Consider the following 21,022-nt stretch of genomic DNA (forward strand, 5'->3'; position numbering starts at 1 on the left):
GAAGTCCGCTCAAGCGGACTAGAAATTCCCTCCCCTAAATCCTCAGTCCTCTTCAGAGGACTTTCGCTATTAGTCGGGGACTTCGAGTCCCCGACGGGACAAATGGCATTGATAATTTCAACAGTAACGGGCAAATTAAACACACTCAACCGTGCGAGAAACTTTTGTTCTTCCGGTTCCAAAGCAGCCAGCAGAGTTTGAGCCAAGATATTTTCGCGGAATTTCTGCTCAGTCTCCTCTAGCCGATTCAGTAATTCAGCCGTCGCTATTCCTGGTTGCTGAATCACCTCTAACAACCACTTCAGCAAGCGGGGATTACCATCGGCAATGTGAATAATCCTCTCAGTTCTTAGCTTCACCCAATTCCTAAAAATTATCGCCGATATTCGTCGCCGCAATCGCCGATGAGTTGGTACAAATCGCGTGATTGGCGAGATACTGCACTGATGCGATCGCGATCGTCTGCATCTAAACTAAAACTAAATACTTTGGCGTTATCTTCTATATGTTCAGATACACCAAGTCTGGCACCAACTATCACACCGCCCACAGTTGGCTGATCTAAAATGTAACGTGCTGCCACGTTAGAAATGCTTACCCCATGCTTATTAGCAATTTCCTTTAAGATAGCTAGCAACTCTTGAAATAAGCGCCAACCACCCCAAGCATCGATCATATTTTTATATTTTTTCAAACTAGCAGTGGAGAGATCAAATCCTCGCGGTTCCGGTTTCCCCAAATAGTTTTCTGATAACAAACCGCCGCATAGTGTACCGTAAGTAAAAAGCTTGATGTCATGCTGTTGACAAAACTCCACCATATTAACTTCAGGGCGACGGTCAATCAGGGAAAATTGCACTTGATTAGAAACGATTTTGATACCTGCTTCGGTAATAATCTTTAAGTTTTCTGTGTCAAAATTAGTTAAACCTAGATGCTTAATTTTACCCTCAGTCTGAAGTTCAGCCATATATTTGAGGGCATCCAGATAATTTTTATCCTGATATTCCCACCAATGAAACTGCATCAAATCCAACGATTGCACATTCATTCTTCTCAGGGAAATATCAATATTTTCTTCAACGAGTTTTTTCGTCATTTTGCCTGGACGAGGCACCCATTTTGTAAAGGCTTGCACCTGAGATAAAGCATCTTTCCCACGAGTATCAATTAGTTGACAGCGAAACTCACCAATAAAATCTTCTGCGGGGCCATAATGATCTGCTAAATCCCAAGTAGTAAAGCCTGCATCTAAATATTGAAACATAGTCTCAATGGCAGCTTGGGGATTAATCTTTCCGTGTGCGCCAGATACTTGCCACATACCATTTAAAATGCGGCAGATGTTTAAATCGGGAGTGAATTGGAGACGGCTAGCTGCGGGTAAATTCATTTTCAAGTTTAGGAGTGAGAAGTTGGGAGTGAGGAGTTAGGAGTGAGAAGAATGAAGAATTTGTGAGTTTGTAAGCATCTTATTACAACATTCTTAGCTTTTATGCCTTCTTAAGAACCATTAGACATCTCCAGAAATTAAAGATACGTTACCCAGAACCCTTGTAGAGACGTAGCACTGCTACGTCTCTACATTCTTTTTCGGAGATGTATATTTATAACAGCGATAATCAATAACTCTTAAATCTTAACTCTTAACTCCTAACTTTAAACTCCTAACTCCTAACTTTCTAACTCCTAACTTTCTAACGCCAGCCTTTTTCAGCCTGTTCGAGAACGTAAGCAGCAACATCTTGAATTTGCTGTTCAGTGAGACGCTCTTTGTAGGCTGACATATTATTTTTACCATTGGTAACTATAGATGTAACTGCCTCTATTGAATCCATACCATATTTTTTCAGGGCTTGCTTTTTGAGATTTTTACCCCGCCTAACTATGTTGCTACCGTTGATATGACAACCAGCACAATGAACACTAAAGACTTGTTCACCGTTAACTGTGTCTGCGGCACTAGCAGGCCAAGTAAAAGTACTTATTAATAACAAAAAGGTTACTAATACTAATTTCAGTAATTTTTTCAATTAACTTCTCCAGATTTGGACATATTAGTTGCAGGCATAAGTATCAGAGCCAATACTAGAGAGATTCAAAATCAGTTGTAAATCCAGCAAAATTTGCACAATCTTCTTGAAAGGACTCTGCATCACTAACATCTTCAATTTTATAAGACATGATGCGCGTACCATCTGGCATTTTTTTGGAACCAATCAATTCACCTTGATATTTCTCTGCGATCGCTTTAAAATCAACACCATAGAGTTTCCAGGCATCACCCGAACAAGTAATATTTACTCGCCACATATTTCACTCCCAATTACTACCACTAAACATTCATCATCTCACAAATGGGCAACATGGTACACATCACCTCTTGGAGACTGGAATTTTCTATCTAAAGGAAGTGCCTAGCTCTATCAGACTACGCCATAATGTGGGTGTAGGAACATGTCTAGAAACTTTTATCCCAATTAGTTAAATTCTCCGAGTTGAAAATGCCTAACAATATCAAACAACAAATTCAAGCCGACTTGCAACAAGCGAAAGAAACTGGACAATTAAGAACTGAGCGGATTCGAGAGATTGTCAAATCCGCAGTTTCTCAAGTAGCTTCTGAGTTTAAACAAGGTTCTAGTGAAGTTCGTAGCATTGTCAGAGACGCTGTTTCTGCTGTCATTGAAAACTTCCAAGAAAAAGGTGGCGAACTCAAAGATGAAGTGACAGCTTCCATTGAAGGAGCGCTGGAAGGAATTAATAGTCAAAGACACGAAGCCATTGCTAAAACTCAGACAGATATCAAGCGGCTACAGGCTCAACTAGATGGTGAAGAAGAACAACTCCAGCAAGAAGTTGATGTAATTTTGGCAGAGATTGAAGAGACGGGTAAGGAAAAATCTGCTAGTACCAAAACTGCGATTGATTCTGCTGTCAATGCCATTAAAGATAGTGAAGAAGTCGCATTGTTAAAGAAACGTTACGCGCAACTGCAATCGCAGCTAGCCATTGTCCGAGCAAACTTAGCTGCACGCTATGGCGGACGTAATCTGGAAGTTCAAGATTATCTAGACGAGGCTAAACACTGGTATGATAAAGCTCGTCCCCAAGCGGAGTCTGTAGTTGTACAGGTAGAACAGAAGCGATCGCAGCTAGAAGATAAACTGGGTGAAGCTGGCACATCTCTAGCCAGAAAAGAGCGTCAAATCAAACAAACGTTGCGAGAGTTGCTCTTAACCGCAGCTGACTTATTCAAAGATAAGGAACCTGCTGATAAAGAACGGGAGACTATTCATAAATAGACTGCTTTAATGTTTAATTAAATTAAAAAATAGGGTGGGAAATTTCCTACCCTATTTTGTTGAATAACAAAAATTGCAATAATATTAGATTCCCGACTTCTTCAATAAGTCGGGAATCTGGGTAGCAAATGGGTAATTATGGTTTAACAATTACCCATTAAGAAAATCTCTTTTGCGTATTAGTAAATACGTCCTTCTCGGTTAACTTGTTCGTCATGCTTGGCTATAACCCAAATTGCATGAATACTACCAGGAAGCCAACCAAGAACTGTGAGCAAAATGTTAATAACCAAAGTTGGGCCAACTCCAACTGTCAAGAAAACTCCTAAAGGAGGAACTAACAGACCTAGAAGAAAACGAACTAATTTCATGATTTTACAACTGTGTGATTTTGTTTAATTACATTCATTTGAGGATGCCGAAGTGGGTTTCCCAACTCGGAGATTTTATGTAGTTAAGAAACGTGATCTAGCTAACGTTTCTACTCCTTCTAACTTATCTAGAAGGTAACTCAGTTTGACTCTTTCCACCGCTGGTTAAAAGATTCCTTTCAACAAAGTAGTTGTTAATGAAGGTGTTAGCAAAGGTTAAAATTACTGGGCCGAGAAGGAAACCAATAATTCCGTGAACCGCGAACCCAGGAACTAATACTGCTGCTAACCAGAAACATAAACCGTTGACGATGAGCGAAAATGTTCCAAATGATAGAAAATTAAGTGGCAGGGAAAGAGCAGACAGAACTGGTTTAACTGAACCGTTAATTAGACCAATTACCAAAGCGGCAATCAACGCTGCGGGAAAATTAGCAATGTTAACGCCTGGAACAACTAAATCAACAATCAACAGGCTCAAGGCTGTAGCTAGGGCGGTTAATAATGGTGTCAACATTTTTCTGACCTAAGAACTAAAGATTTCTTGTTTGTTACTTCTTATCTCATCTTTAACTATGCGCTAGAGTTTCACCTCTCTTGCAAGATAGAATTTACTTCTACCATTAGGTCTATCATTGATAAAGCGCTTCTCTGTTGAGTCTAATACAGACCTAACAAGAACAGCCCCTTCCCTACAAGGAAAGGCTACGGTGTAAACACTCCAGGTTTTGTGTCTGCCATCTCAGAGGTTTTGGTTCATGAAACGGTTGTTTGCTTTGATTACAATTGCTTTCCTCTGCTTTGATTTCGCTCATCTTGTCAAGGCATCTGGGTCAATCTCAACACTTTCAGATCATAGTTGTACTTTAAGGGTGTTGAAAAAAGGTGAGGGTTGTTTCCTTTACAAGGTTGAAGCTGGCAATTTCTCTATCCCTGTTTACTACTATCTACCTAATCAATTGCAAGCAAATACGAAAGTGGTATTTGCCATGCATGGCGAACAACGGAATGCTGAAGATTATAGAAATGACTGGAGAAATATTTACAATCGCAAAGGCAGCGACAATCCAAATTTTATCCTGCTTGCTCCCCAGTTTAAGCAAAAGCGCTATCCATTAGCTACAGGGTATAATCTTGGCAACATGTTTACAGAAGATTTGAAGATTCTAAATCCTCGAAACCAATGGGCGTTTACTGAAATTGAAAATATTTTTGACTTCGTGAAAAGAAGCACCAAAGTCAGCACAACCAATTACTATCTCTATGGTCACTCTGCTGGCGCACAGTTCGTACATCGAATGGTCATCTTTATGCCCCATGCACATATTAAAAAGGCGATCGCCGCCGAGGCTGGTTCGTATATAATACCTGATGAGCATAGGGATTATCCCTGCGGTTTCCATAAAGAAACCGGAGAGCAACTGCCATCTGTGGACTTGAAAACGACTTTCAGTACACCAATGACAATCATTTTAGGCACTAAAGATAACAAACCTTTATCGGATTACCATGATACCTATAAATGTGATGCACAACAAGGTTCTAATCGTTTGGCTCGTGGCGAATATTTCTACACTCAAGTAAAAAGTATTGCTAATAAGAAGAAAGAAGATTTTCAATGGACTCTCAAAAAAGTTACCGCTGCTCACATTGTTGCAAAAACGAATCCCCCGATTGAAGATCCGATGTTAGTGTCTTGTGCCGCGAAGGAGTTTTTTCCGGAATTAGCGGGGGTTAACTGCCAATAGGGGAGTGTTGTAGAATGTTCTGAAGTATTGGGGCAGTTAACAATTCAAAATTCAAAATTCAAAATGATGCTCTAGGACTCGCTAACGCTGCGCTAACAAAATTAAAGACATTTCAGACGGGGATTTAAATCCCGACTGAAATGGGTGCTACATGTAGATTGCAGGTTCTTAAACCCTTTAGTTTACGATAAAGGATTGACAAGACAAAAATTAATCAGATTTTCCCGACTCAGGCTTATAGTAAAGGGCTGATTTATATAAGACTTGTTCTTGATGGGTTTCTAAAGTGCAATCAGACAAAGGGTAAGTTACACAAGTAACAATATAGCCAGCCTGTATTTCACTTGGGCGCAGAAATTTTTGCTCGTTTTGGTTGACTTCACCACTAATAAGTTTAGCAATACACGCAGAGCATTCACCTTGTTTGCACCCAGATGGTAGACGGATATGAGCATCTTCTGCCATATCCAGAATATACTGATCGTCTGGTACTGGAATGGTGCGATCTAATCCAAGTGTAGGATTGATGAATCGAACTTGATAAACTGCCATCTGCTGTTTCTAATTATTGTTTAACTGCTTTCATCGACAAACTAATCCGCTTGAGTTTCTCGTTGATTTCTAACACCTGTACTTTAACGACTTGTCCCACTTTGACAATTTTGTTGGGATCGTCTACAAATCTATCAGCAAGTTGGGATATATGCACCAAGCCATCTTGATGTACGCCGATATCGACGAAAGCACCGAAGTTGGCGACGTTCGTCACGATTCCCTCTAGTTCCATTCCCACCTTTAAATCCCTGATTTCCTTAATTCCTTCTCTGAAGGTGGCATACTTAAATTCAGCACGAGGGTCTCTACCTGGTTTTTCTAGTTCGCTGAGGATGTCGCGTAGTGTGGGTTCGCCGACGGTATCAGTAACGTATTTTTTCAGGTTGGTCTTTTTGAGTTTTTCGGCAATTTGTGTCACCTGATTTAATGGCACATTTAGATCAGATGCGATCGCTTCTACTACAGAATAACTCTCTGGATGCACTGCTGTATTATCTAATGGGTTATCACCGCCGCGAATCCGCAGAAAACCGGCTGCTTGTTCAAAGGCTTTTGGCCCCAATTTCGGAACTTTCAATAGTTGTCGGCGATTTTTAAAGGCTCCATATTGGTTGCGATAGGCAACAATATTATTGGCAACTGTTGCTGTAATCCCAGAGACGGAAGTTAGCAGTTCTTTGGATGCGGTGTTTAAGTCTACGCCGACGTAGTTGACGCAGCTTTCTACGGTGTCATCTAATTTCTTTTTCAACAACTTCTGATCGACATCGTGCTGATATTGTCCCACACCAATAGATTTGGGATCAATTTTCACCAGTTCTGCCAAAGGGTCTTGTAAACGGCGACCGATGCTAATGGCACCGCGCACAGTAATATCTAAATCGGGAAACTCTTCTAAGGCTACAGTACTAGCAGAATATATAGATGCGCCAGACTCATTCACCATTACCTTAACTGGTTTGCGTTCTATGGTTTCTAAAATTTGCGTGACAAATTCCTCTGTCTCGCGGGATGCTGTACCGTTACCAATGGCAATTAACTCAATTTTGTACTTTTGAATGAGATTTTTGACAGTTTGTGCAGCTTTGAGTCGTTGTTCGGCCGCTTGGTGGGGAAATACCGCTTGATATTCCAAAAATTTTCCCGTTTGGTCGAGGACTGCTACTTTACACCCTGTTCTAAATCCAGGGTCTATGGCCAGTGTTGGTTTCATCCCCGCCGGTGCAGACAGCAGCAACTCCCGCAGATTAGTTTCAAATGTCTTGATTGATTCTATGTCTGCGTAAACTTTCTTCTCAGAAATTACCTCTCCCATAAGAGAGATTTTCATCAAACGGTTGAATGCATCCTTCAGCATCGCCTGATAAAAATCCCGAATTGTCCGTACTTTGGTTTTAATTTCTTGCGACTCAAGATAGTAAAGTAGCGTATCTTCATTAAAAGCAATTTCAAAGCTTAATATTTTTTCAGTTTCACCCCGACACAACGCCAGCATATTGTGGGGGGCAACATTTTTTACCTTAATTTGATAGTTACGGTACATCTCAAATTTGGTTGTACCTTCAGGATAATCATCTTTGATGCGGGAGACAAATACGCCTTCTTCTAAAAGGTAATCGCGGATATATGCGCGTAAATCAGCTTTTTCGGCGACTTCTTCCGCTAAAATGTCAGCAGCACCTTTGAGCGCTTCTTCTGCTGTTTTGACTCCCTTGGTTTCCGAAATATACTTAGCCGCTGCTTCCTCCAAGGAAGCTGTTGCAGCATTTTTGATATTTAAAGATTTGATGAACTCAGCCAGTGGTTCGAGTCCTTTTTCTCTGGCGATAGTGGCGCGGGTGCGTCGTTTTGGTCGATAGGGTAAGTATAAATCCTCAAGTTCGGTTTTTTGTAAACAGGGTAAGATTTTGGCTTTGAGTTCATCCGTAAGTTTACCTTGTTGAGCGATCGCACTTAAAATTACCGATTTTCGTTCTTCCAGTTCTGTTAAATAAGTATATCGATCAGACAGTTCACGTAGTTGCACTTCATTCATCTCATCAGTGCGCTCTTTACGGTAACGTGCAATGAAGGGAATTGTTGCACCCTCCGCCAAAAGTTCCAGCGCGTTTTGCACCTGATGGGATTTGAGGTTTATTTCAGTTGCCAGTAGTTGAGGAATATTCAGCATTAGGTGTCTAAAATGAAAAAATGAAAATGCTACTTCTAAAGGTAATACGCTAGATTCTGATTTTGGCGCAAGGCCAAAGTTTTAAGCCAATTTACCTGATGATTGCTCACAAGAGTGTAATTGGCGAAATAGACAAAACCCACCCACGCAAGTTTTAAACCCTTTCAATCCGCGTAGATGAAGGAGAGTTTGTATAGCATAGCGCAGCTATGCTGAGTTAGATAGTAGTATAACCAGTTTCACTAGAAGGATTCTATACACAAAAACAAGCTACGCGTAGCATCTTGTAACCTACTTTGAAAGCAAGCTTTTGGATGCTTCATCTGTCGCTAGAGTTATTCCTATTGGTGTAATATATAACGTTACATAATCTTAATTTTCTCTAATATTTATTTCGATCGATTGTTGTTGCTAAAACCTGATTGGATGTAGAATTAACCAGAATTCCAAAAACTAATTTCGTTTTTTAAGCACAACAACTTTTAGTCCAGAGGTTAGTAGAATGCCTTTGTTTTTCTTGATACCACTGTGTACGGCTTTAGCTACTGGCTACTTGTTTAAAAAGAGTAATGATGAAATTGCATATCTTGCAGGTGTATTTGCAGCTATTAGCTTGATTTTAAGTTTGGTATTAGCACCTTGGCAGATTCAGTTTGGATTGTTGATCGTTGTCTTCATAATTAGCAACAGGCTTTTGCAAAAAAATGAGTCCAAACAATAGAAAAACTGAATAATCCCAATATCCTAGCCATGACTAACTTTTATCTTCTTATTTAGCCTATAAAGGCGATGGTTAGGTATTGATGAACTTGTTTACCAATAAGATCACGCCAGCTTTTAAAAATATACTGACAATAAATTGCGGTATAAAATAAAGCTTGATGTTCAAATCATCAATGGGGCTTTGGGCTGACTTGGAATCTGAATTAACTATCAGCCTAGTTCTGTCTGAGACATCTGAATTTGGAGATTTGTGTGGATAAATAGAAACTGATTCAGACTCTTTGTTAGCATCTATAATTTTCAGTGTATTTAGTATATTTTTGATACTAAGTAATAACAATACTTGTACTGTTGTTCAAGCTTAAATCCAGCTTTTATCAAATTTAATACTAAGTACAATATTTCATTAATTCATAGCGAATTAACTTTGGCAAAACTCTGCGTACCTCTGTGTTCCTCTGCGTTTAAAAAAGTTACGAACTTATGCAAAGCTGTACTAAGTCCCTACTTCTGCAAATTTATTACCCAGAAAGTGCTTCATATAATGTACAAATCCTCAAAATAAAAATTCACATAAAGAAAAGTTGCGATTTTATGAAGTTTTTGTTTAAGTATATTTTCGGTTAATGAATTTTTGATGAAGTATGGCGATAAATTTGCAACACGCTTTTCTCGTGGTATTCTAGTAGGTGGTTACATGTCGCAATATATTGGGAGAAAAAACCCTAGTTAGAATTACGAAGGACAATCAAGCAAACCTAATACTAAATAGTCTAAAAACATTTCAAATCTAATGCAATCAATGTCAACTCCGAGTTGATCGCCGCATTAGCTCTTAGTGTTCTCAAAAACTATATTTATTTTTATTCGTTTAGCTGCATCTGTTGCACATGTGGTTAGAATCCAAGTTCAGGATAAACGATGTCTACTACAGTCTACACCTAAGCATACTGCTAAACTTTGTCCAGAAATAATTTGTGGCAAAGCTTTCAACCTTTATTACATCTGTATCCTTTATAGCCTAGATATTGCGATCGCCCTCAAAGTAGTGTTGAAAAATAACTGGCTGATACTAAAAACTTCTGCAATTCACAGTTGGGCAAAAACGAAATTGATTGTGCCAATTGCCAAGAAAAAAATGGTTTGCCTGGGAGTATAACTCAAAAAACCAATTTAGTGCGCTCTACTCCGAATCATATCGAACGTTGCAATTATAAACTAACCATCTGAGAAATTGCATTGCATAGTATTTAGTTACTAACTCTAGAAAATAAGCTTCAACGATTATTTTGATTATGAGTCAGCCTTACTAACTTTGTTGTCTATTTACTGAAGTGGAGGTCAAATTGCAGAGAAGGTGTAACCGAGATCCGAAACATTCAAAATGACGGGCTGTTTACTGTCCGGTTCATACCTAATATCTGAATAGAGGCAAATGTACGATGAAATCTATGTCCCAAACTTCAAACTTTAAAATAATTCCCTATATCATCCTGTTTATCAGTATTTTGTTTAGTATTTCTGGACAATTGCTGATGAAACACACCATGAGTCATGCAAATGAGGGACTATTGACATGGGAATTTATTCAAAAATTAGCACTAGCCGTTAGTGTTTATTGTTTGGGAATAGCAAATTGGATATTGGCTTTGCGCTCTGTAAAATTGAGTATTGCTTATCCATTAACTAGTTTAAATTATGTCGGTATACTTTTTGGCTCATACTACTTTTTTAATGAGGTGATTACATTGACTCGAATAGCAGGAGTCATAACTATTTTTATGGGTGTACTTTTAGTGGCTATTCCACCGAAAAAGTCTATATAACTTTATAGTAAATTCCACAACAAAATATTGACAAATGAACATCACTACTTGGCTACTTTTAATGTTTGTAGTTTTATTTGGAACAATAGCTAACCTGTCACTAAAATACGGACTTTACATTTCTAGCCCTACTAAGGGAGAAAGCCCATCTATCCTAAATTTGTTACTTTCTCGTTATTTTTTGATTTGGTTTATCTGCTATACATTTATGACTCTATTGTGGCTTTATGTATTGCGGACAATTCCTTTAAGTCAAGCATTTCCAGTTCTCGGATTGATGTATGCACTGATCCCAATTGCTTCTCACTATCTTTTAAAAGAGCAGGTTGTATTGAAGCAGTGGATAGGAATTTCCATTATCATCACTGGTGTAGTTCTTGTTGTAAGCTAATAACTGTATAGGTAATAATCCAGGTTATTAATATTAAAATATAAAAGCCTCTGATGATAAATCTCAAAAACATTCCTACAAAAATCTAAATTTTATGAATATAGGCATTGTTGGCGGGGGTATAACTGGGTTGGTATTAGCTCAACGTCTTTCACATCAAGGACATACAGTCACTGTTTTTGATAGCAACAAGCAGCTTGGTGGACTTACTACTTATCATGATTACGGGTTGTTTACCTGGGATCGCTTTTATCACGTTATACTCCCTTCTGATACTCACTTAATAAATTTTATTAGAGATATTGGTCTTGGAGATAAACTGCGTTGGCATCGGAGTTTAACAGGGTTCTATGACAATAAAAAGTTTTATTCTATTAGTAATACTATAGAATTCCTGCGCTTTCCTCTGTTTGGAATTATCGGTAAAATCAGGTTAGCTTTCACTCTCTTGTATGGTTCACGTCTTAATGACTGGCGGCGCTTAGAAAAAATTTTAGTTGAAGATTGGTTATTAAAACTTGGTGGAAAAAACACATACGAAAAGCTCTGGAAACCCTTACTTCTATCCAAGTTAGGAGAGAACTATAAGCGAATATCAGCAGTTTTTATCTGGGCTTATATCAAACGGCTATTTTCAGCCCGTGATTCTTCATTAAATAAAGAACAACTTGGTTATGTCTCAGGCGGCTACAAAACTGTTTTTGATCATATAGAAAAATTAATTTACGCCGCTGGAGGTCATATCCACACAGGTGTTTCGGTAGAATGTATCGCACCTCATCCAGGGGGTGGAATGTGGGTAGAATATCAGGGGAAAAAAGAAAATTTTGATAAAGTCATTTTTACTGGCCCAGTTAACATTTTGCAACAGGTTACTGCTAATGAACTGGTGAAAGTTTCAGACACTAGTGAAACAGTAGAATACCTGGGTGTAATTTGTATGGTACTTATTACTCGCAAGGCTCTAATTCCTTATTACGTAGTAAATATAGCCGATAGAAGCATACCCTTTACCGGAGTCATCGGTATGAGCAACTTAGTTTCTTTACAAGAGACAGCAGGATATCACATGACATTCCTACCAAAATATATACTTTCCACTGACGCCTTGTTAAAACAGCCAGATGAGGAATTGCGCCAAGTATTTTTCCAGGGAATACGTTTGATGTTCCCAGAACTGAAAGAAGATGACATTGTAGCAGCACACATCAATCGAGCTATTAAAGTGCAGCCACTACAAGTTTTAAATTATTCAAGTCTTGTTCCAAAAGTGAGTACAGAAAACGATGATTTTTTTGTCGTCAATACCTCACAGTTGGTCAATGATAGCGTCAACAATAACGCAGTTGTCCGACAGGTTGATGAATTTCTCAAAAAATCAACATTACTGAATTCTTGAAATTTGAGTACTGGCATTTTATTTTAAAAATCACAGGAGTTATTTATGAGTCTTTTTGTTCTTTTACCCGCATACAACGAGCAAGAATCAATTCGCCCCTTGTTCAAAAAGTTTCAGACATTGCAGCAAATCTCTAAGATGGAGATAAAACTGATTCTGGTTGATGATGGTAGTAGTGATGCAACTGCTCAAACTGCTTTAGAAGAATCTCAATCGCTAGGTATATTACTGGAATTAGTTCGACATCCCAAAAATGCTGGTTTAGGTCAAGCAATTAAAACAGGTTTCACGACTTTCTTAGAAATCTCTCAAGAAGGCGATTTTTTAGCGGCGATGGATTGCGACAACACTCAGCCACCAGAACTGTTAGTAAAAATGTATGACACTATGATAGCTGGGAGCTATGATATTGCGATCGCATCCAGATATCGAAAAGGTTCTAAAGTCATAGGCTTATCAAAATTCAGAGAGTTTATGAGTTATGGAGCCAGCTGGCTTTTTAGAATTGCCGCCCGTGTACGAGGTGTAAGAGACTATACTTGTGGTTATAGACTATATAACCGTACTTTCCTCACTAAACTGGATATGTATTATGGAGACAATCTATTCACTGAAAGTGGATTTGCCTGCATGATAGATTTACTGCTGAAAGCCAAAGTTCTCAAACCAAAAATTGTAGAAATTCCAATGGTTTTGAGATACGATCAAAAGCCTAGTGCTAGCAAAATGAAAATTCTTAAAACTATTACTCGAACCCTAAAGCTATTGTTTAAGAATCTAGTATCGACAGCACCAACTTCTAATTTAGCTCAGACTTTAAATGACCAAGAAACAGCAAGAATTCCACTGAAAATGGCAAATCGCAAATAAATCTGAGCAGGACAGTCTAGTACAAGAAGGCAAAAGTAAAAAGGCAAAAGTAAAAAGAAAGAATGCTTATTTTGTAAGCTTTCTTGCTATTTTGAATGGGTGGTTTATTTACGCCGTGCTGTACTAGATTAAATTAAGCTTTTGCAGTAAAGAAGATTGGATATTTAAGATGAGTTAGTCGTCAAAAAGCTTCTGTGATTTTTTGCCCCAAATACAGACGAAAAGTGCTGGTTGACGCTATCGGGATTTTCACGTTATAAGTCGATGGGAACCAACAAGCCAAGTTTGTTCCGAGTGTGGCTACAAATGGGGCAAGCTCGATTTAAGAGTTCGGTCGGTTCAATGCTTGAATTGTGGGACTGAACACAACCGGGACGGGAATGCCGCCAAAAATATAAACAAAGTCGGGATGGGGAATCGCCACGACTCTAAACGGACGCAGAGGAATTGTCAGACTACGACTGTAGCAGAATCCGTTGAAGCGTCAAGAATTACCGAGGCTTCAGCCCGGTGAGTATTTCAAGAAGCAACGTATTTATCTCAAATAATGTCAACCTCCCCACCCACAAGGGTATGGGGATGTAAGGGTGTTCAATAAAATAAAGATTTCATGAAGCTAATTGCGTGAACATTGTGTTTCTACTATACTATGTGCAATTATTCTTAGATGACCGTATTTTTGACTAGATAGCAATTCATTACTCGTTGGAAGCATTTTAGTTTTGCATACAGCACTTCCGGCAGCTATGAGGTACATCCTCAAATCTGAAAGCTTTGATAGGAGAGGGCAAGGAGAAAAACTGTATTTCATAATAGCCGGAAGCGCTGTATCTACCTGATGATTAGAAATTGCACGCCAGTTGGTTCAAGTTGGGGTTCACCCGTTTGAAGCAGCTAGCTGCATTTATGCTGACTTGTTCGGGCAGCATTAACCATAAAAGCAGCAACTAATGTGCGAATTGTATTCCCCAGAGCTAGATATATTTTGAAAAAAAGTGAGATGCTGTTCATCAAGTACTGATATATGCGATTATCTGGTAATTCTGCCAAATAATACTTAGTCATATTGATGTAGACAACATTTATTTTGAGGAAAAAATTTCATGCGAACTTTGAGCATTCTGAAAACAGTGTCCGCGGTGGCTGCTGTTTCTGCCGTAGCAATTACTGCTACCACAGGAAAAGCAGGAGCTGTTACCATTAACTTAGGTGGTGGTCTTATCCCTAGCATTCAGTCAAGTTTTAATTTTAATAACGGCGGGATTTCGCTGACAGCAACAGGAGTTATAAATACTTCTCCTGGTACTAGAAATGTTTACCAAAGCATCGAGGGTTTGGGAGTGTCAGATACTAATGCTGTGGGCGATCTAAATACCAATCAGATTGGTGGGCCAGCATCCGTTGGGGAAAGACTCTTATTGACTTTTAACCAACTTGTAAATCTTACCTCCGTCACTTTTAGTCGTGTTGGTCCTGGTGATAGCTTTAAACTATTGGCAAATGGGAGCCCTATTGCTAGTGGTAGTATTCCTGGGGGAAATTTGTTAGATGTTGGCGTAAGTCCAGGTGTTAGCGTTAATGGTACAGGTATTAATTTTGCATTTAGCCTTGGTAATACTGGTAATGGCTACCTAGTCAGGAGTGTTACGTTTACGGCTGTTCCTGAACCAATAACGATCGCAGGAATGGCGCTGGGATCTGGATTTGGGGTGCTACTCCGCAGAAAGTATAAGAAAGCAGCAAAATTCTCTAACAAGTTGAGTACCTAATTTTCTGCATTGGGGACGAAGCATACAAGCTAAGGCATCATGTATTGCATTTGCAAAAACCTTTGCAACACATTAATTAGCTGTAGGGGCGCACATCTGCCATTGGTGTCAACTTAAGCTAAAACCCTTTTTAAATCTCGTTTCTAGCCTCTGGCTGGAAATGCTGCTCCTGGTGGCTCTGCCGCCAGTAACGGAGGCGGAGCCTCAAAGACGAGCATTCCCAGTCGGAGACTGAGAACGAGGAAATCTAAAAGCAAGTCTAGAACTAGCTTTCACGTTAAGTTGACACCAATGCACATCTGCACGCCCCTACTTACTGTATCTTTATCAATTATTTCGTGAAATACTATTATGAAATGCATCTATGTTTTTAAAAGCTAATAATCCCTCTTTAGGACTATTTGTCAAGTAAGTAGACATAGTTATTTGGGTTGCGGTACTGACCATCAACCAAATTTCGTTGCACAATCTCTACAAACTCTGGCGTATTGAGATATCTCCGAAATAAACCATCTAGCGATTTTTAGTTTGGGCTGCTTTTGGGAAAATCAAACCTATGCAAAACAGGTTATCAGCATCACTGACAAATGCTGAATTATGGCTCTTAGGAATAGGAGGATTATTACTAGCAATTAACTTGACCCTAGTATTAAGACATGGCGTGATTACGAATACTTATATAAATTTTTTATTTTTCATAAGTATATATTCTTTACTTCAAGAAAATCGCCATAACTTAATTTTAGAAAGTGGAATTTTCTCTAGTTGTCTAGGTACATTGCTGCTTGTAGTAGTTTTTATTAACAGTACATTTCAAATAAATGTTGGTGTACTATCCTTATTTACACCTTTAATGTCTGGCTTTGGTCTTGCTCTACTGGCTTCGGGCTATCAGGGACTAAAGCAATATCGAAAAGAGTTGCTAGTATTAGGTTTTCTCACTATACGGAATTTATTAGTATTGCTTCCCTATAGAGTAGATATATCACTTCTAGCGGCTAAATTATCTACAGCCATTCTTTGGTATACAGGCTTTCAAGTGAGTCGTTCTGGAGTTATAATTCATCTTCCTAGAGGAGGTATAGAAGTATATCCTGGCTGTGCTGGAATAGATGTGATGATGGATTTGTTAAGCCTGGCAGTACTGTTTATTTTTTTATTCAACCTAAGTTTGCAGCAAAAATTCATTGTACCAATAGTAGCTGCAACATTAGGATTTATTGTAAATGGGTTCAGGGTTGCTCTCATGGCTATCTTAGTAGCACAGGGCGATAAGCAAGCATTTGATTATTGGCATCTAGGTGATGGTTCTCTTGTATTTTCTATGATTTCTACTCTATTTTTTGGCTGCTTCTGCTGGTTTTTACTCAGCAGGAATGAGCGAGAAAATCAAAATACTACAGATGACCCAAGGTGATGTACTGGAAACAAACCCGCATTAAGTTTTTGGCTTTAATATTTGGCACAGGAATGTTAGTTTTGGGAAAAACAATATTCTTTCCCAATGCAGATAAACCGATAATTAACACTTTCGTTTTTCCAGAAGAAGTACCTTTAGCGCAATGGCAACCAAGTGTGGCTAGCCCAATAAAATCTTTAGTTGAGGAAAATCCAAACTTGGTAACAGAAAAGCATTATCGATACGTTAAAAATAACCTGTCTCTAGATATTGAAATGCGTTATTTGCAGAATCTTTATAACGCAGATGTTGGTGGTTACATTCAACAGTATTTTGCTATAACATCCCCTGCTGTGATGCGTCAGCAAAAGGGAGTAGGCTACTATGGTGTGGGAATAGACAAATATAAAGCCTATTTAAGCAGCTGTATCAACCCACGGGGAAATAGTACCTTTACTCATACACAGTTTAGAGAAAATCGCTATTTCAAAGATATCACCTTTGATCGGATAATGCCTTTGTTGCAAGGAAAAGAGGCACTTTTAGACAAACGTTGTCTATGGGTACATTTATCGATTCCTTTACGAAAGTCTTCCCCAGAAGCTGCCTATCAAGTATTAGAGCAAGTTTGGTTTTCTTGGTATCGGTGGTGGCAACCCCGGTTTCCAAAACCTTGAATTTAAAAATTGTACATTTTGTAATTATTTTCAACTTATGCCTGAAACTAACATCCGTGAATTAGTTGAAGTAGAGTTCACCAAATTGACTAAATCAGTAGAGACTATACAGCCTTTACTAGAGTTAATTAATCTTTGGCGGTTACTTGGCTACGGTCTTTTATTACTCGCTTTTCTAGACATTATTGATATTTTTGTGCCCCCAAGCTTCATGAACCCTAATTGGGAATTTCAAACAATAGGTAGATTGGTCAACCAAGTAACTGTCCCATTAATTGGAATATTGTTTGTATTTTCGGGCAAGTTAGCAAAGCGAGCCAAATGGGAACCACGCATCTTGGCTTTATTATCTCATTTAACCTTGTTAGTTGGATTGTTATTTATACTACTAGTTCCTTTAGGAATACTTAACACAATACGTTTGTATAATAGCAATATTGACCAATTTAATATCAACTATAATCAAAAGGTGACTCAAGCTAATCAGGTTGAACAGCAATTTAGCCAAGCTTCACCTACAGATATAGATAATTTTTTCAAGCGCCAAGGTCGCTCAATAGATGGCAAAAATCCTGAAGAATTAAAAAACCAAGTCCTCTCAGAACTTACGCAAGCCAAGCAACAACTTAAGAGGGAAACGGAAGCAAATAAGTCTTCTACGACTCTGGCTTTATTTAAAAATTCTGTGAAATGGAATTTAGGAGCTTTAATATCTGCGGCTTTGTTTATGAGTATTTGGAAGGAAACACTCTGGGCGAGAAAGCGGTAAGCTGTAGGAGTATTTAAATACGAGTTAGCAAATTTGTAGCAAACTGAATTATGGGATGCGATCGCCAAAATTGCGTATCATACCTTTCGCTGCTTAATGGGTTGAGCCGGATTGCCCGCATAAATAGTCATTGGCTCTAGTGATTTTACAGCAACGCCACCTAAAGTCAGTATTGCTCCCCGACCAACAGTAACTCCTGGGCCAATTACGGACTTGGCAGCAATCCAACTACTCTCTTGAATATGGATTGGAGCATAAATCAATTTAAAATCGGGATGATTCCAGTCATGATTTCCTGTGCAGAGATAGACCCCTTGAGATAGACAAACATGGCTTTCGATGGTAATAGGAGCAAGGTTATCTATCCAGACATCTTCCCCAATCCAAACAAAATCACCAATGTTTAACCGCCAGGGAAACTTTACCCGCACTCCAGGTTTAATGCGGACACCTTGACCGATTTTAGCCCCAAAACTGCGGAGTACCCAAAGCTTAAAAGCGGAAAATGGTAGCCAATAACTTTCAACTAAGGCCGACCCAACAAAATACCAAAGAAGTTGCTTCCAGTATGGTGCGCCTGGAGTGTAACTGCCGACTGTGTATTGATCTAGACGCATGGGGTGGGTAAACAAAAGTAGGTTCAAATAATTCGTAATTGATAATAACGCTCGTTCCGACACTCGATGACTCGCTAACGTAATTCGTAATTGAATTCTTAACTACGAATTACGAATTACGAATTACGAATTAGTTAAAGGCTGGCTCCTGTATAACCTGTGACGATCCAGAGGAGGGAGCGAGCAATATCACGAATAATATGCAGCAGGGATTCTTGAGTTTGGTTCGATGGTACGGGCAGAGGAGTGAAGGTAATGCCTTGACTACCAAGGACAAGGGTAGCGATCGCCTTGGCTCTAGGCATGTGATAATCGGAAGTAATTAGAAATAGGTGTTGAATATGCAGTTGCTGGAAAACCCTTACTAAGGTGGTAAAGTTAGTCACAGTATCCGTAGCACGGTAATCGAGGTAAACGCGTTTATCAGCAATACCTGCGGCTTTGAAAATTGCGTGTGATTTTTTGGGAGGTATACCAGAAGAAACCCAAATTTTTAAGGCTGGATAAAATTCGGCAACCTGGGCAGCGAATTGTTCTCTGTCTTCGCCACCACCGAGTACTAGGATAGCTTGGGGTTGGGGTGCTTGATAGTAGGCGATCGCTAACCGTACTGGAATAAACAGTAGCATGACGAGAATCAACGCTACTAGAGCTAAAAGCCTCTTTTTTTGACGTTGGCGACGATAGTAAGATTTCACGAATATACTGATTTATCTTGTCGTTTACCTCTCAGTGTTGTCAAACCAGAAAAAATACTGATTGCTTATAAAAGTAGCAAATTCTGATCAGTTCGTAAATCTAGATTTTTGCACTTGAGTCTACAAGATATTCTGACAAAGGTTTTCTTTCGATAATTGCATGATAAACAGAGGTAAGATTTTGAGCGATCACTTCCCAGGAATATTGCTGTTTGACAAGCTGTATGCCATTCTCGCTTTGCTGTTGTCTGAGATTGGGAGATTTCAGTAATTGGGCGATCGCATCTCCTAACGTTTCAAGTGTACCCTCAACAACCAACCCAGCTTGGGCAGCAGCAACTTCTGGAGAAATTTGAATTCCTGGAGTTATAATTACAGGCAATCCAGCTGCCATTGCCTCAGCGACGGCGATACCGAAATTCTCGGAAAAAGATGGTAAAATAAACATATCAGACCCTTGTAGCAGCAAGTCTTTCTCTTGCCCCATCACAAAACCAACAAAGGAAATTCGATGTGAGATGCCAAGGGATATTGCCAAGTTTTTTAGCTGAGTTTCATATTCTAGTTCTCCTGAACCCGCTACGATTAGGTAAAAATCATAGTTTTGTTCTCCAAGACGGCCAAGTGCCTGTAGTAGTAAATCTGGGCGTTTTTTGTAGTGAAGACGAGAAAGAAACAGTATTATGGGTGTTTCTGTAGAAATGTCGTAGGTGTGTCGTAGCTTTTGTTTGGCATCGGGTAAAGAGTGAGGAATATTCACCCCAAGAGGTAAAGTGAGGATAGGTGTCTTAACACCAAAGTTACGGATATCTTCTGCTTCACCAGCAGATGTAGAATGAATAACAGCCGCACGATTCAGGTTATGATGCTCAATCAGCCAACTATAAACCTGTTTTTTCAAGCGACTTTGAGCTAGTGCCCAAGGTGACAATTGACCCATTGTGCGAACTAGATAGGGGATTTCTTGCCAACGGGCGATCGCCGCTGCACAAGTTGGGGCATAGGAAAAAAGATAGTGAGTTTCCACTAGGTTATAATTTCGGACATGCTGCCAAAGCCAAGGTGCTAACTCAGGAGAGAAGATATATTCTTTCATTCTGCTGGAAACACGAGGCAAAAACCAGATTGGCACTTCTTTATACTCAATACGCTGACGAAGAGGCACATCCAACAAACTATTTCCATCATCGTTGGTGGTGACAATCTCAATATCTGACCCACCCTGGCGCATGGCTTTGACTAAGTTTAGAACAACTTCACTAGGTCCGCCCATAGTCGGGCTGATGGAGGGTATAACTTGTAATATCTTCATCTGTTGTTTAGAGGATGTTTTAAAAGTGGTTGGCTGTGATTTTAGGCACTTATATATCTGTGATTTGAATCATAATTTAACCAAACTGTGACTTAAAGGAATTGTTTGCCGCAACGGCAATGTGACTTAAAGGAAAAGATTGCCGTTTTTTAAAGTAAAAGCTTGCCGAATTGAGAGCCTGACTAGCTTTACGGTAAATCTACACTCTCCAAAAACGCGAAAAATGCACCAAAACCTTACGCAGTATAGGATGAACGTCGATTTGGTCACGAACCAAAAATGGCGATCGCTCCGACACTATTCATGAAACCCTTGTAAATAGGACATCTTTCGTAACTGCCTAGCTAGTAGTAATAGAGGAAAGGAAAACAGAGACATTACCTTCTAAAGCATCAGTAATAACTTCGAGGAGATTAAGACCAT

The 21,022-nt window shown here is 39.2% G+C and carries 23 protein-coding genes and 1 pseudogene; 13 read left to right on the plus strand and 11 right to left on the minus strand.

The genetic code is table 11. The annotated features are described in order from the left end of the window. The 4 genes and pseudogenes from V7K67_RS31325 to V7K67_RS31340 form a co-directional block, all read right to left on the minus strand. Window positions 1-359 (minus strand): annotated as a pseudogene (locus V7K67_RS31325) (hypothetical protein); the annotation flags it as partial. Between the two features lie 14 nt (window positions 360-373). Further along, window positions 374-1,393 carry an aldo/keto reductase gene (locus tag V7K67_RS31330; RefSeq protein ID WP_334730176.1) on the minus strand — a complete coding sequence of 340 codons (1,020 nt, stop codon included), beginning with the start codon at window positions 1,391-1,393 and terminating at the stop codon, window positions 374-376. Between the two features lie 304 nt (window positions 1,394-1,697). Next, complete coding sequence (gene petJ, locus V7K67_RS31335; protein ID WP_334730891.1) at window positions 1,698-2,033, minus strand: cytochrome c6 PetJ; 336 nt, start codon at window positions 2,031-2,033, stop codon at window positions 1,698-1,700. Between the two features lie 55 nt (window positions 2,034-2,088). Continuing rightward, window positions 2,089-2,313, minus strand: coding sequence for a hypothetical protein (locus V7K67_RS31340; RefSeq protein WP_334730892.1), 225 nt, complete (start codon window positions 2,311-2,313; stop codon window positions 2,089-2,091). 191 nt (window positions 2,314-2,504) lie between these two features. Between V7K67_RS31340 and V7K67_RS31345 the strand changes: the two genes are divergently transcribed. Next, window positions 2,505-3,305, plus strand: a complete 801-nt coding sequence (locus V7K67_RS31345) for a histidine kinase (protein ID WP_334730893.1) — start codon at window positions 2,505-2,507, stop codon at window positions 3,303-3,305. A 179-nt stretch (window positions 3,306-3,484) separates the two neighbouring features. On the opposite strand, the gene V7K67_RS31350 is transcribed toward V7K67_RS31345, so the two are convergent. Continuing rightward, window positions 3,485-3,676, minus strand: coding sequence for a YqaE/Pmp3 family membrane protein (locus V7K67_RS31350; protein ID WP_334730894.1), 192 nt, complete (start codon window positions 3,674-3,676; stop codon window positions 3,485-3,487). A 124-nt stretch (window positions 3,677-3,800) separates the two neighbouring features. Further along, window positions 3,801-4,193 carry a phage holin family protein gene (locus V7K67_RS31355; protein ID WP_334730895.1) on the minus strand — a complete coding sequence of 131 codons (393 nt, stop codon included), beginning with the start codon at window positions 4,191-4,193 and terminating at the stop codon, window positions 3,801-3,803. Between the two features lie 241 nt (window positions 4,194-4,434). On the opposite strand from V7K67_RS31355, the gene V7K67_RS31360 reads away from it, so the two are divergent. Beyond that, on the plus strand, window positions 4,435-5,424 hold the full coding sequence (locus V7K67_RS31360; protein WP_334730896.1) for a hypothetical protein: 990 nt from the start codon (window positions 4,435-4,437) through the stop codon (window positions 5,422-5,424). Between the two features lie 210 nt (window positions 5,425-5,634). Here the strand turns inward: V7K67_RS31360 and V7K67_RS31365 are convergent, their stop codons facing one another. Both V7K67_RS31365 and V7K67_RS31370 read right to left on the minus strand, forming a co-directional pair. After that, window positions 5,635-5,976 (minus strand): 2Fe-2S iron-sulfur cluster-binding protein, encoded by a 342-nt coding sequence (locus tag V7K67_RS31365; RefSeq protein ID WP_334730897.1) that lies wholly within the window; start codon window positions 5,974-5,976, stop codon window positions 5,635-5,637. A gap of 13 nt (window positions 5,977-5,989) precedes the next feature. After that, on the minus strand, window positions 5,990-8,149 hold the full coding sequence (locus tag V7K67_RS31370) for a Tex family protein (protein WP_335169922.1): 2,160 nt from the start codon (window positions 8,147-8,149) through the stop codon (window positions 5,990-5,992). 502 nt (window positions 8,150-8,651) lie between these two features. Between V7K67_RS31370 and V7K67_RS31375 the strand changes: the two genes are divergently transcribed. The 11 genes from V7K67_RS31375 to hpsJ-A all read left to right on the plus strand — a co-directional run bounded on the left by V7K67_RS31375 (window position 8,652) and on the right by hpsJ-A (window position 17,972). Next, window positions 8,652-8,870: a hypothetical protein gene (locus V7K67_RS31375; protein ID WP_179067865.1), complete on the plus strand. Its 219-nt coding sequence runs from the start codon at window positions 8,652-8,654 to the stop codon at window positions 8,868-8,870. Window positions 8,871-9,710: 840 nt separating this feature from the next. Then, window positions 9,711-10,031 (plus strand): hypothetical protein, encoded by a 321-nt coding sequence (locus V7K67_RS31380; protein ID WP_335169924.1) that lies wholly within the window; start codon window positions 9,711-9,713, stop codon window positions 10,029-10,031. Window positions 10,032-10,323: 292 nt separating this feature from the next. Further along, complete coding sequence (locus V7K67_RS31385; RefSeq protein ID WP_335169926.1) at window positions 10,324-10,698, plus strand: EamA family transporter; 375 nt, start codon at window positions 10,324-10,326, stop codon at window positions 10,696-10,698. Window positions 10,699-10,732: 34 nt separating this feature from the next. Next, entirely contained in the window at window positions 10,733-11,089 is a 357-nt protein-coding gene (locus tag V7K67_RS31390; RefSeq protein ID WP_334730901.1) for an EamA family transporter, read from the plus strand. A gap of 94 nt (window positions 11,090-11,183) precedes the next feature. Further along, a complete protein-coding gene (locus tag V7K67_RS31395; RefSeq protein ID WP_334730902.1) occupies window positions 11,184-12,488 on the plus strand; it encodes an NAD(P)/FAD-dependent oxidoreductase in 1,305 nt (434 codons plus the stop codon). A 45-nt stretch (window positions 12,489-12,533) separates the two neighbouring features. Next, window positions 12,534-13,358: a glycosyltransferase family 2 protein gene (locus tag V7K67_RS31400; RefSeq protein WP_335169929.1), complete on the plus strand. Its 825-nt coding sequence runs from the start codon at window positions 12,534-12,536 to the stop codon at window positions 13,356-13,358. Window positions 13,359-13,614: 256 nt separating this feature from the next. After that, window positions 13,615-13,872, plus strand: a complete 258-nt coding sequence (locus tag V7K67_RS31405; RefSeq protein WP_334730948.1) for a zinc ribbon domain-containing protein — start codon at window positions 13,615-13,617, stop codon at window positions 13,870-13,872. A 589-nt stretch (window positions 13,873-14,461) separates the two neighbouring features. Further along, a complete protein-coding gene (locus V7K67_RS31410; RefSeq protein WP_334730904.1) occupies window positions 14,462-15,127 on the plus strand; it encodes a PEP-CTERM sorting domain-containing protein in 666 nt (221 codons plus the stop codon). 556 nt (window positions 15,128-15,683) lie between these two features. Continuing rightward, window positions 15,684-16,544 (plus strand): cyanoexosortase A, encoded by an 861-nt coding sequence (gene crtA / locus V7K67_RS31415; RefSeq protein ID WP_335169930.1) that lies wholly within the window; start codon window positions 15,684-15,686, stop codon window positions 16,542-16,544. Further along, a complete protein-coding gene (locus V7K67_RS31420) occupies window positions 16,544-17,203 on the plus strand; it encodes a cyanoexosortase A system-associated protein (protein ID WP_335169932.1) in 660 nt (219 codons plus the stop codon). Before crtA ends, V7K67_RS31420 begins: the two co-directional genes overlap by 1 nt. A 37-nt stretch (window positions 17,204-17,240) precedes the next feature. Further along, entirely contained in the window at window positions 17,241-17,972 is a 732-nt protein-coding gene (gene hpsJ-A / locus V7K67_RS31425) for an HpsJ-like protein, cyanoexosortase A-associated (protein WP_335169934.1), read from the plus strand. Window positions 17,973-18,049: 77 nt separating this feature from the next. Here hpsJ-A and V7K67_RS31430 read toward each other — a convergent pair whose 3' ends face one another. The 3 genes from V7K67_RS31430 to V7K67_RS31440 all read right to left on the minus strand — a co-directional run bounded on the left by V7K67_RS31430 (window position 18,050) and on the right by V7K67_RS31440 (window position 20,599). Continuing rightward, window positions 18,050-18,589, minus strand: a complete 540-nt coding sequence (locus tag V7K67_RS31430) for a WcaF family extracellular polysaccharide biosynthesis acetyltransferase (protein WP_335169938.1) — start codon at window positions 18,587-18,589, stop codon at window positions 18,050-18,052. A gap of 134 nt (window positions 18,590-18,723) precedes the next feature. After that, on the minus strand, window positions 18,724-19,218 hold the full coding sequence (locus V7K67_RS31435; RefSeq protein WP_334730949.1) for a YdcF family protein: 495 nt from the start codon (window positions 19,216-19,218) through the stop codon (window positions 18,724-18,726). A gap of 169 nt (window positions 19,219-19,387) precedes the next feature. Further along, entirely contained in the window at window positions 19,388-20,599 is a 1,212-nt protein-coding gene (locus tag V7K67_RS31440; protein ID WP_335169936.1) for a glycosyltransferase, read from the minus strand. Window positions 20,600-21,022 lie beyond the last annotated feature (423 nt).

Source organism: Nostoc sp. (genome assembly GCF_036917155.1).
Lineage (GTDB): Bacteria > Cyanobacteriota > Cyanobacteriia > Cyanobacteriales > Nostocaceae > Nostoc.

Excerpts from the sequence above, each read along its gene's own strand:
- V7K67_RS31365 (WP_334730897.1), bottom strand. The coding sequence starts at position 5,976 with ATGGCAGTTTATCAAGTTCGATTCATCAATCCTACACTTGGATTAGAT.
- V7K67_RS31330 (WP_334730176.1), bottom strand. The coding sequence starts at position 1,393 with ATGAATTTACCCGCAGCTAGCCGTCTCCAATTCACTCCCGATTTAAAC.
- V7K67_RS31360 (WP_334730896.1), top strand. The coding sequence starts at position 4,435 with ATGAAACGGTTGTTTGCTTTGATTACAATTGCTTTCCTCTGCTTTGAT.
- V7K67_RS31385 (WP_335169926.1), top strand. The coding sequence starts at position 10,324 with ATGTCCCAAACTTCAAACTTTAAAATAATTCCCTATATCATCCTGTTT.
- V7K67_RS31400 (WP_335169929.1), top strand. The coding sequence starts at position 12,534 with ATGAGTCTTTTTGTTCTTTTACCCGCATACAACGAGCAAGAATCAATT.
- V7K67_RS31390 (WP_334730901.1), top strand. The coding sequence starts at position 10,733 with ATGAACATCACTACTTGGCTACTTTTAATGTTTGTAGTTTTATTTGGA.
- V7K67_RS31355 (WP_334730895.1), bottom strand. The coding sequence starts at position 4,193 with ATGTTGACACCATTATTAACCGCCCTAGCTACAGCCTTGAGCCTGTTG.
- V7K67_RS31370 (WP_335169922.1), bottom strand. The coding sequence starts at position 8,149 with ATGCTGAATATTCCTCAACTACTGGCAACTGAAATAAACCTCAAATCC.
- V7K67_RS31430 (WP_335169938.1), bottom strand. The coding sequence starts at position 18,589 with ATGCGTCTAGATCAATACACAGTCGGCAGTTACACTCCAGGCGCACCA.
- V7K67_RS31410 (WP_334730904.1), top strand. The coding sequence starts at position 14,462 with ATGCGAACTTTGAGCATTCTGAAAACAGTGTCCGCGGTGGCTGCTGTT.
- V7K67_RS31440 (WP_335169936.1), bottom strand. The coding sequence starts at position 20,599 with ATGAAGATATTACAAGTTATACCCTCCATCAGCCCGACTATGGGCGGA.
- V7K67_RS31435 (WP_334730949.1), bottom strand. The coding sequence starts at position 19,218 with ATGCTACTGTTTATTCCAGTACGGTTAGCGATCGCCTACTATCAAGCA.
- hpsJ-A (WP_335169934.1), top strand. The coding sequence starts at position 17,241 with ATGCCTGAAACTAACATCCGTGAATTAGTTGAAGTAGAGTTCACCAAA.
- V7K67_RS31375 (WP_179067865.1), top strand. The coding sequence starts at position 8,652 with ATGCCTTTGTTTTTCTTGATACCACTGTGTACGGCTTTAGCTACTGGC.
- crtA (WP_335169930.1), top strand. The coding sequence starts at position 15,684 with ATGCAAAACAGGTTATCAGCATCACTGACAAATGCTGAATTATGGCTC.
- V7K67_RS31340 (WP_334730892.1), bottom strand. The coding sequence starts at position 2,313 with ATGTGGCGAGTAAATATTACTTGTTCGGGTGATGCCTGGAAACTCTAT.
- V7K67_RS31395 (WP_334730902.1), top strand. The coding sequence starts at position 11,184 with ATGAATATAGGCATTGTTGGCGGGGGTATAACTGGGTTGGTATTAGCT.
- V7K67_RS31350 (WP_334730894.1), bottom strand. The coding sequence starts at position 3,676 with ATGAAATTAGTTCGTTTTCTTCTAGGTCTGTTAGTTCCTCCTTTAGGA.
- V7K67_RS31345 (WP_334730893.1), top strand. The coding sequence starts at position 2,505 with ATGCCTAACAATATCAAACAACAAATTCAAGCCGACTTGCAACAAGCG.
- V7K67_RS31420 (WP_335169932.1), top strand. The coding sequence starts at position 16,544 with ATGTACTGGAAACAAACCCGCATTAAGTTTTTGGCTTTAATATTTGGC.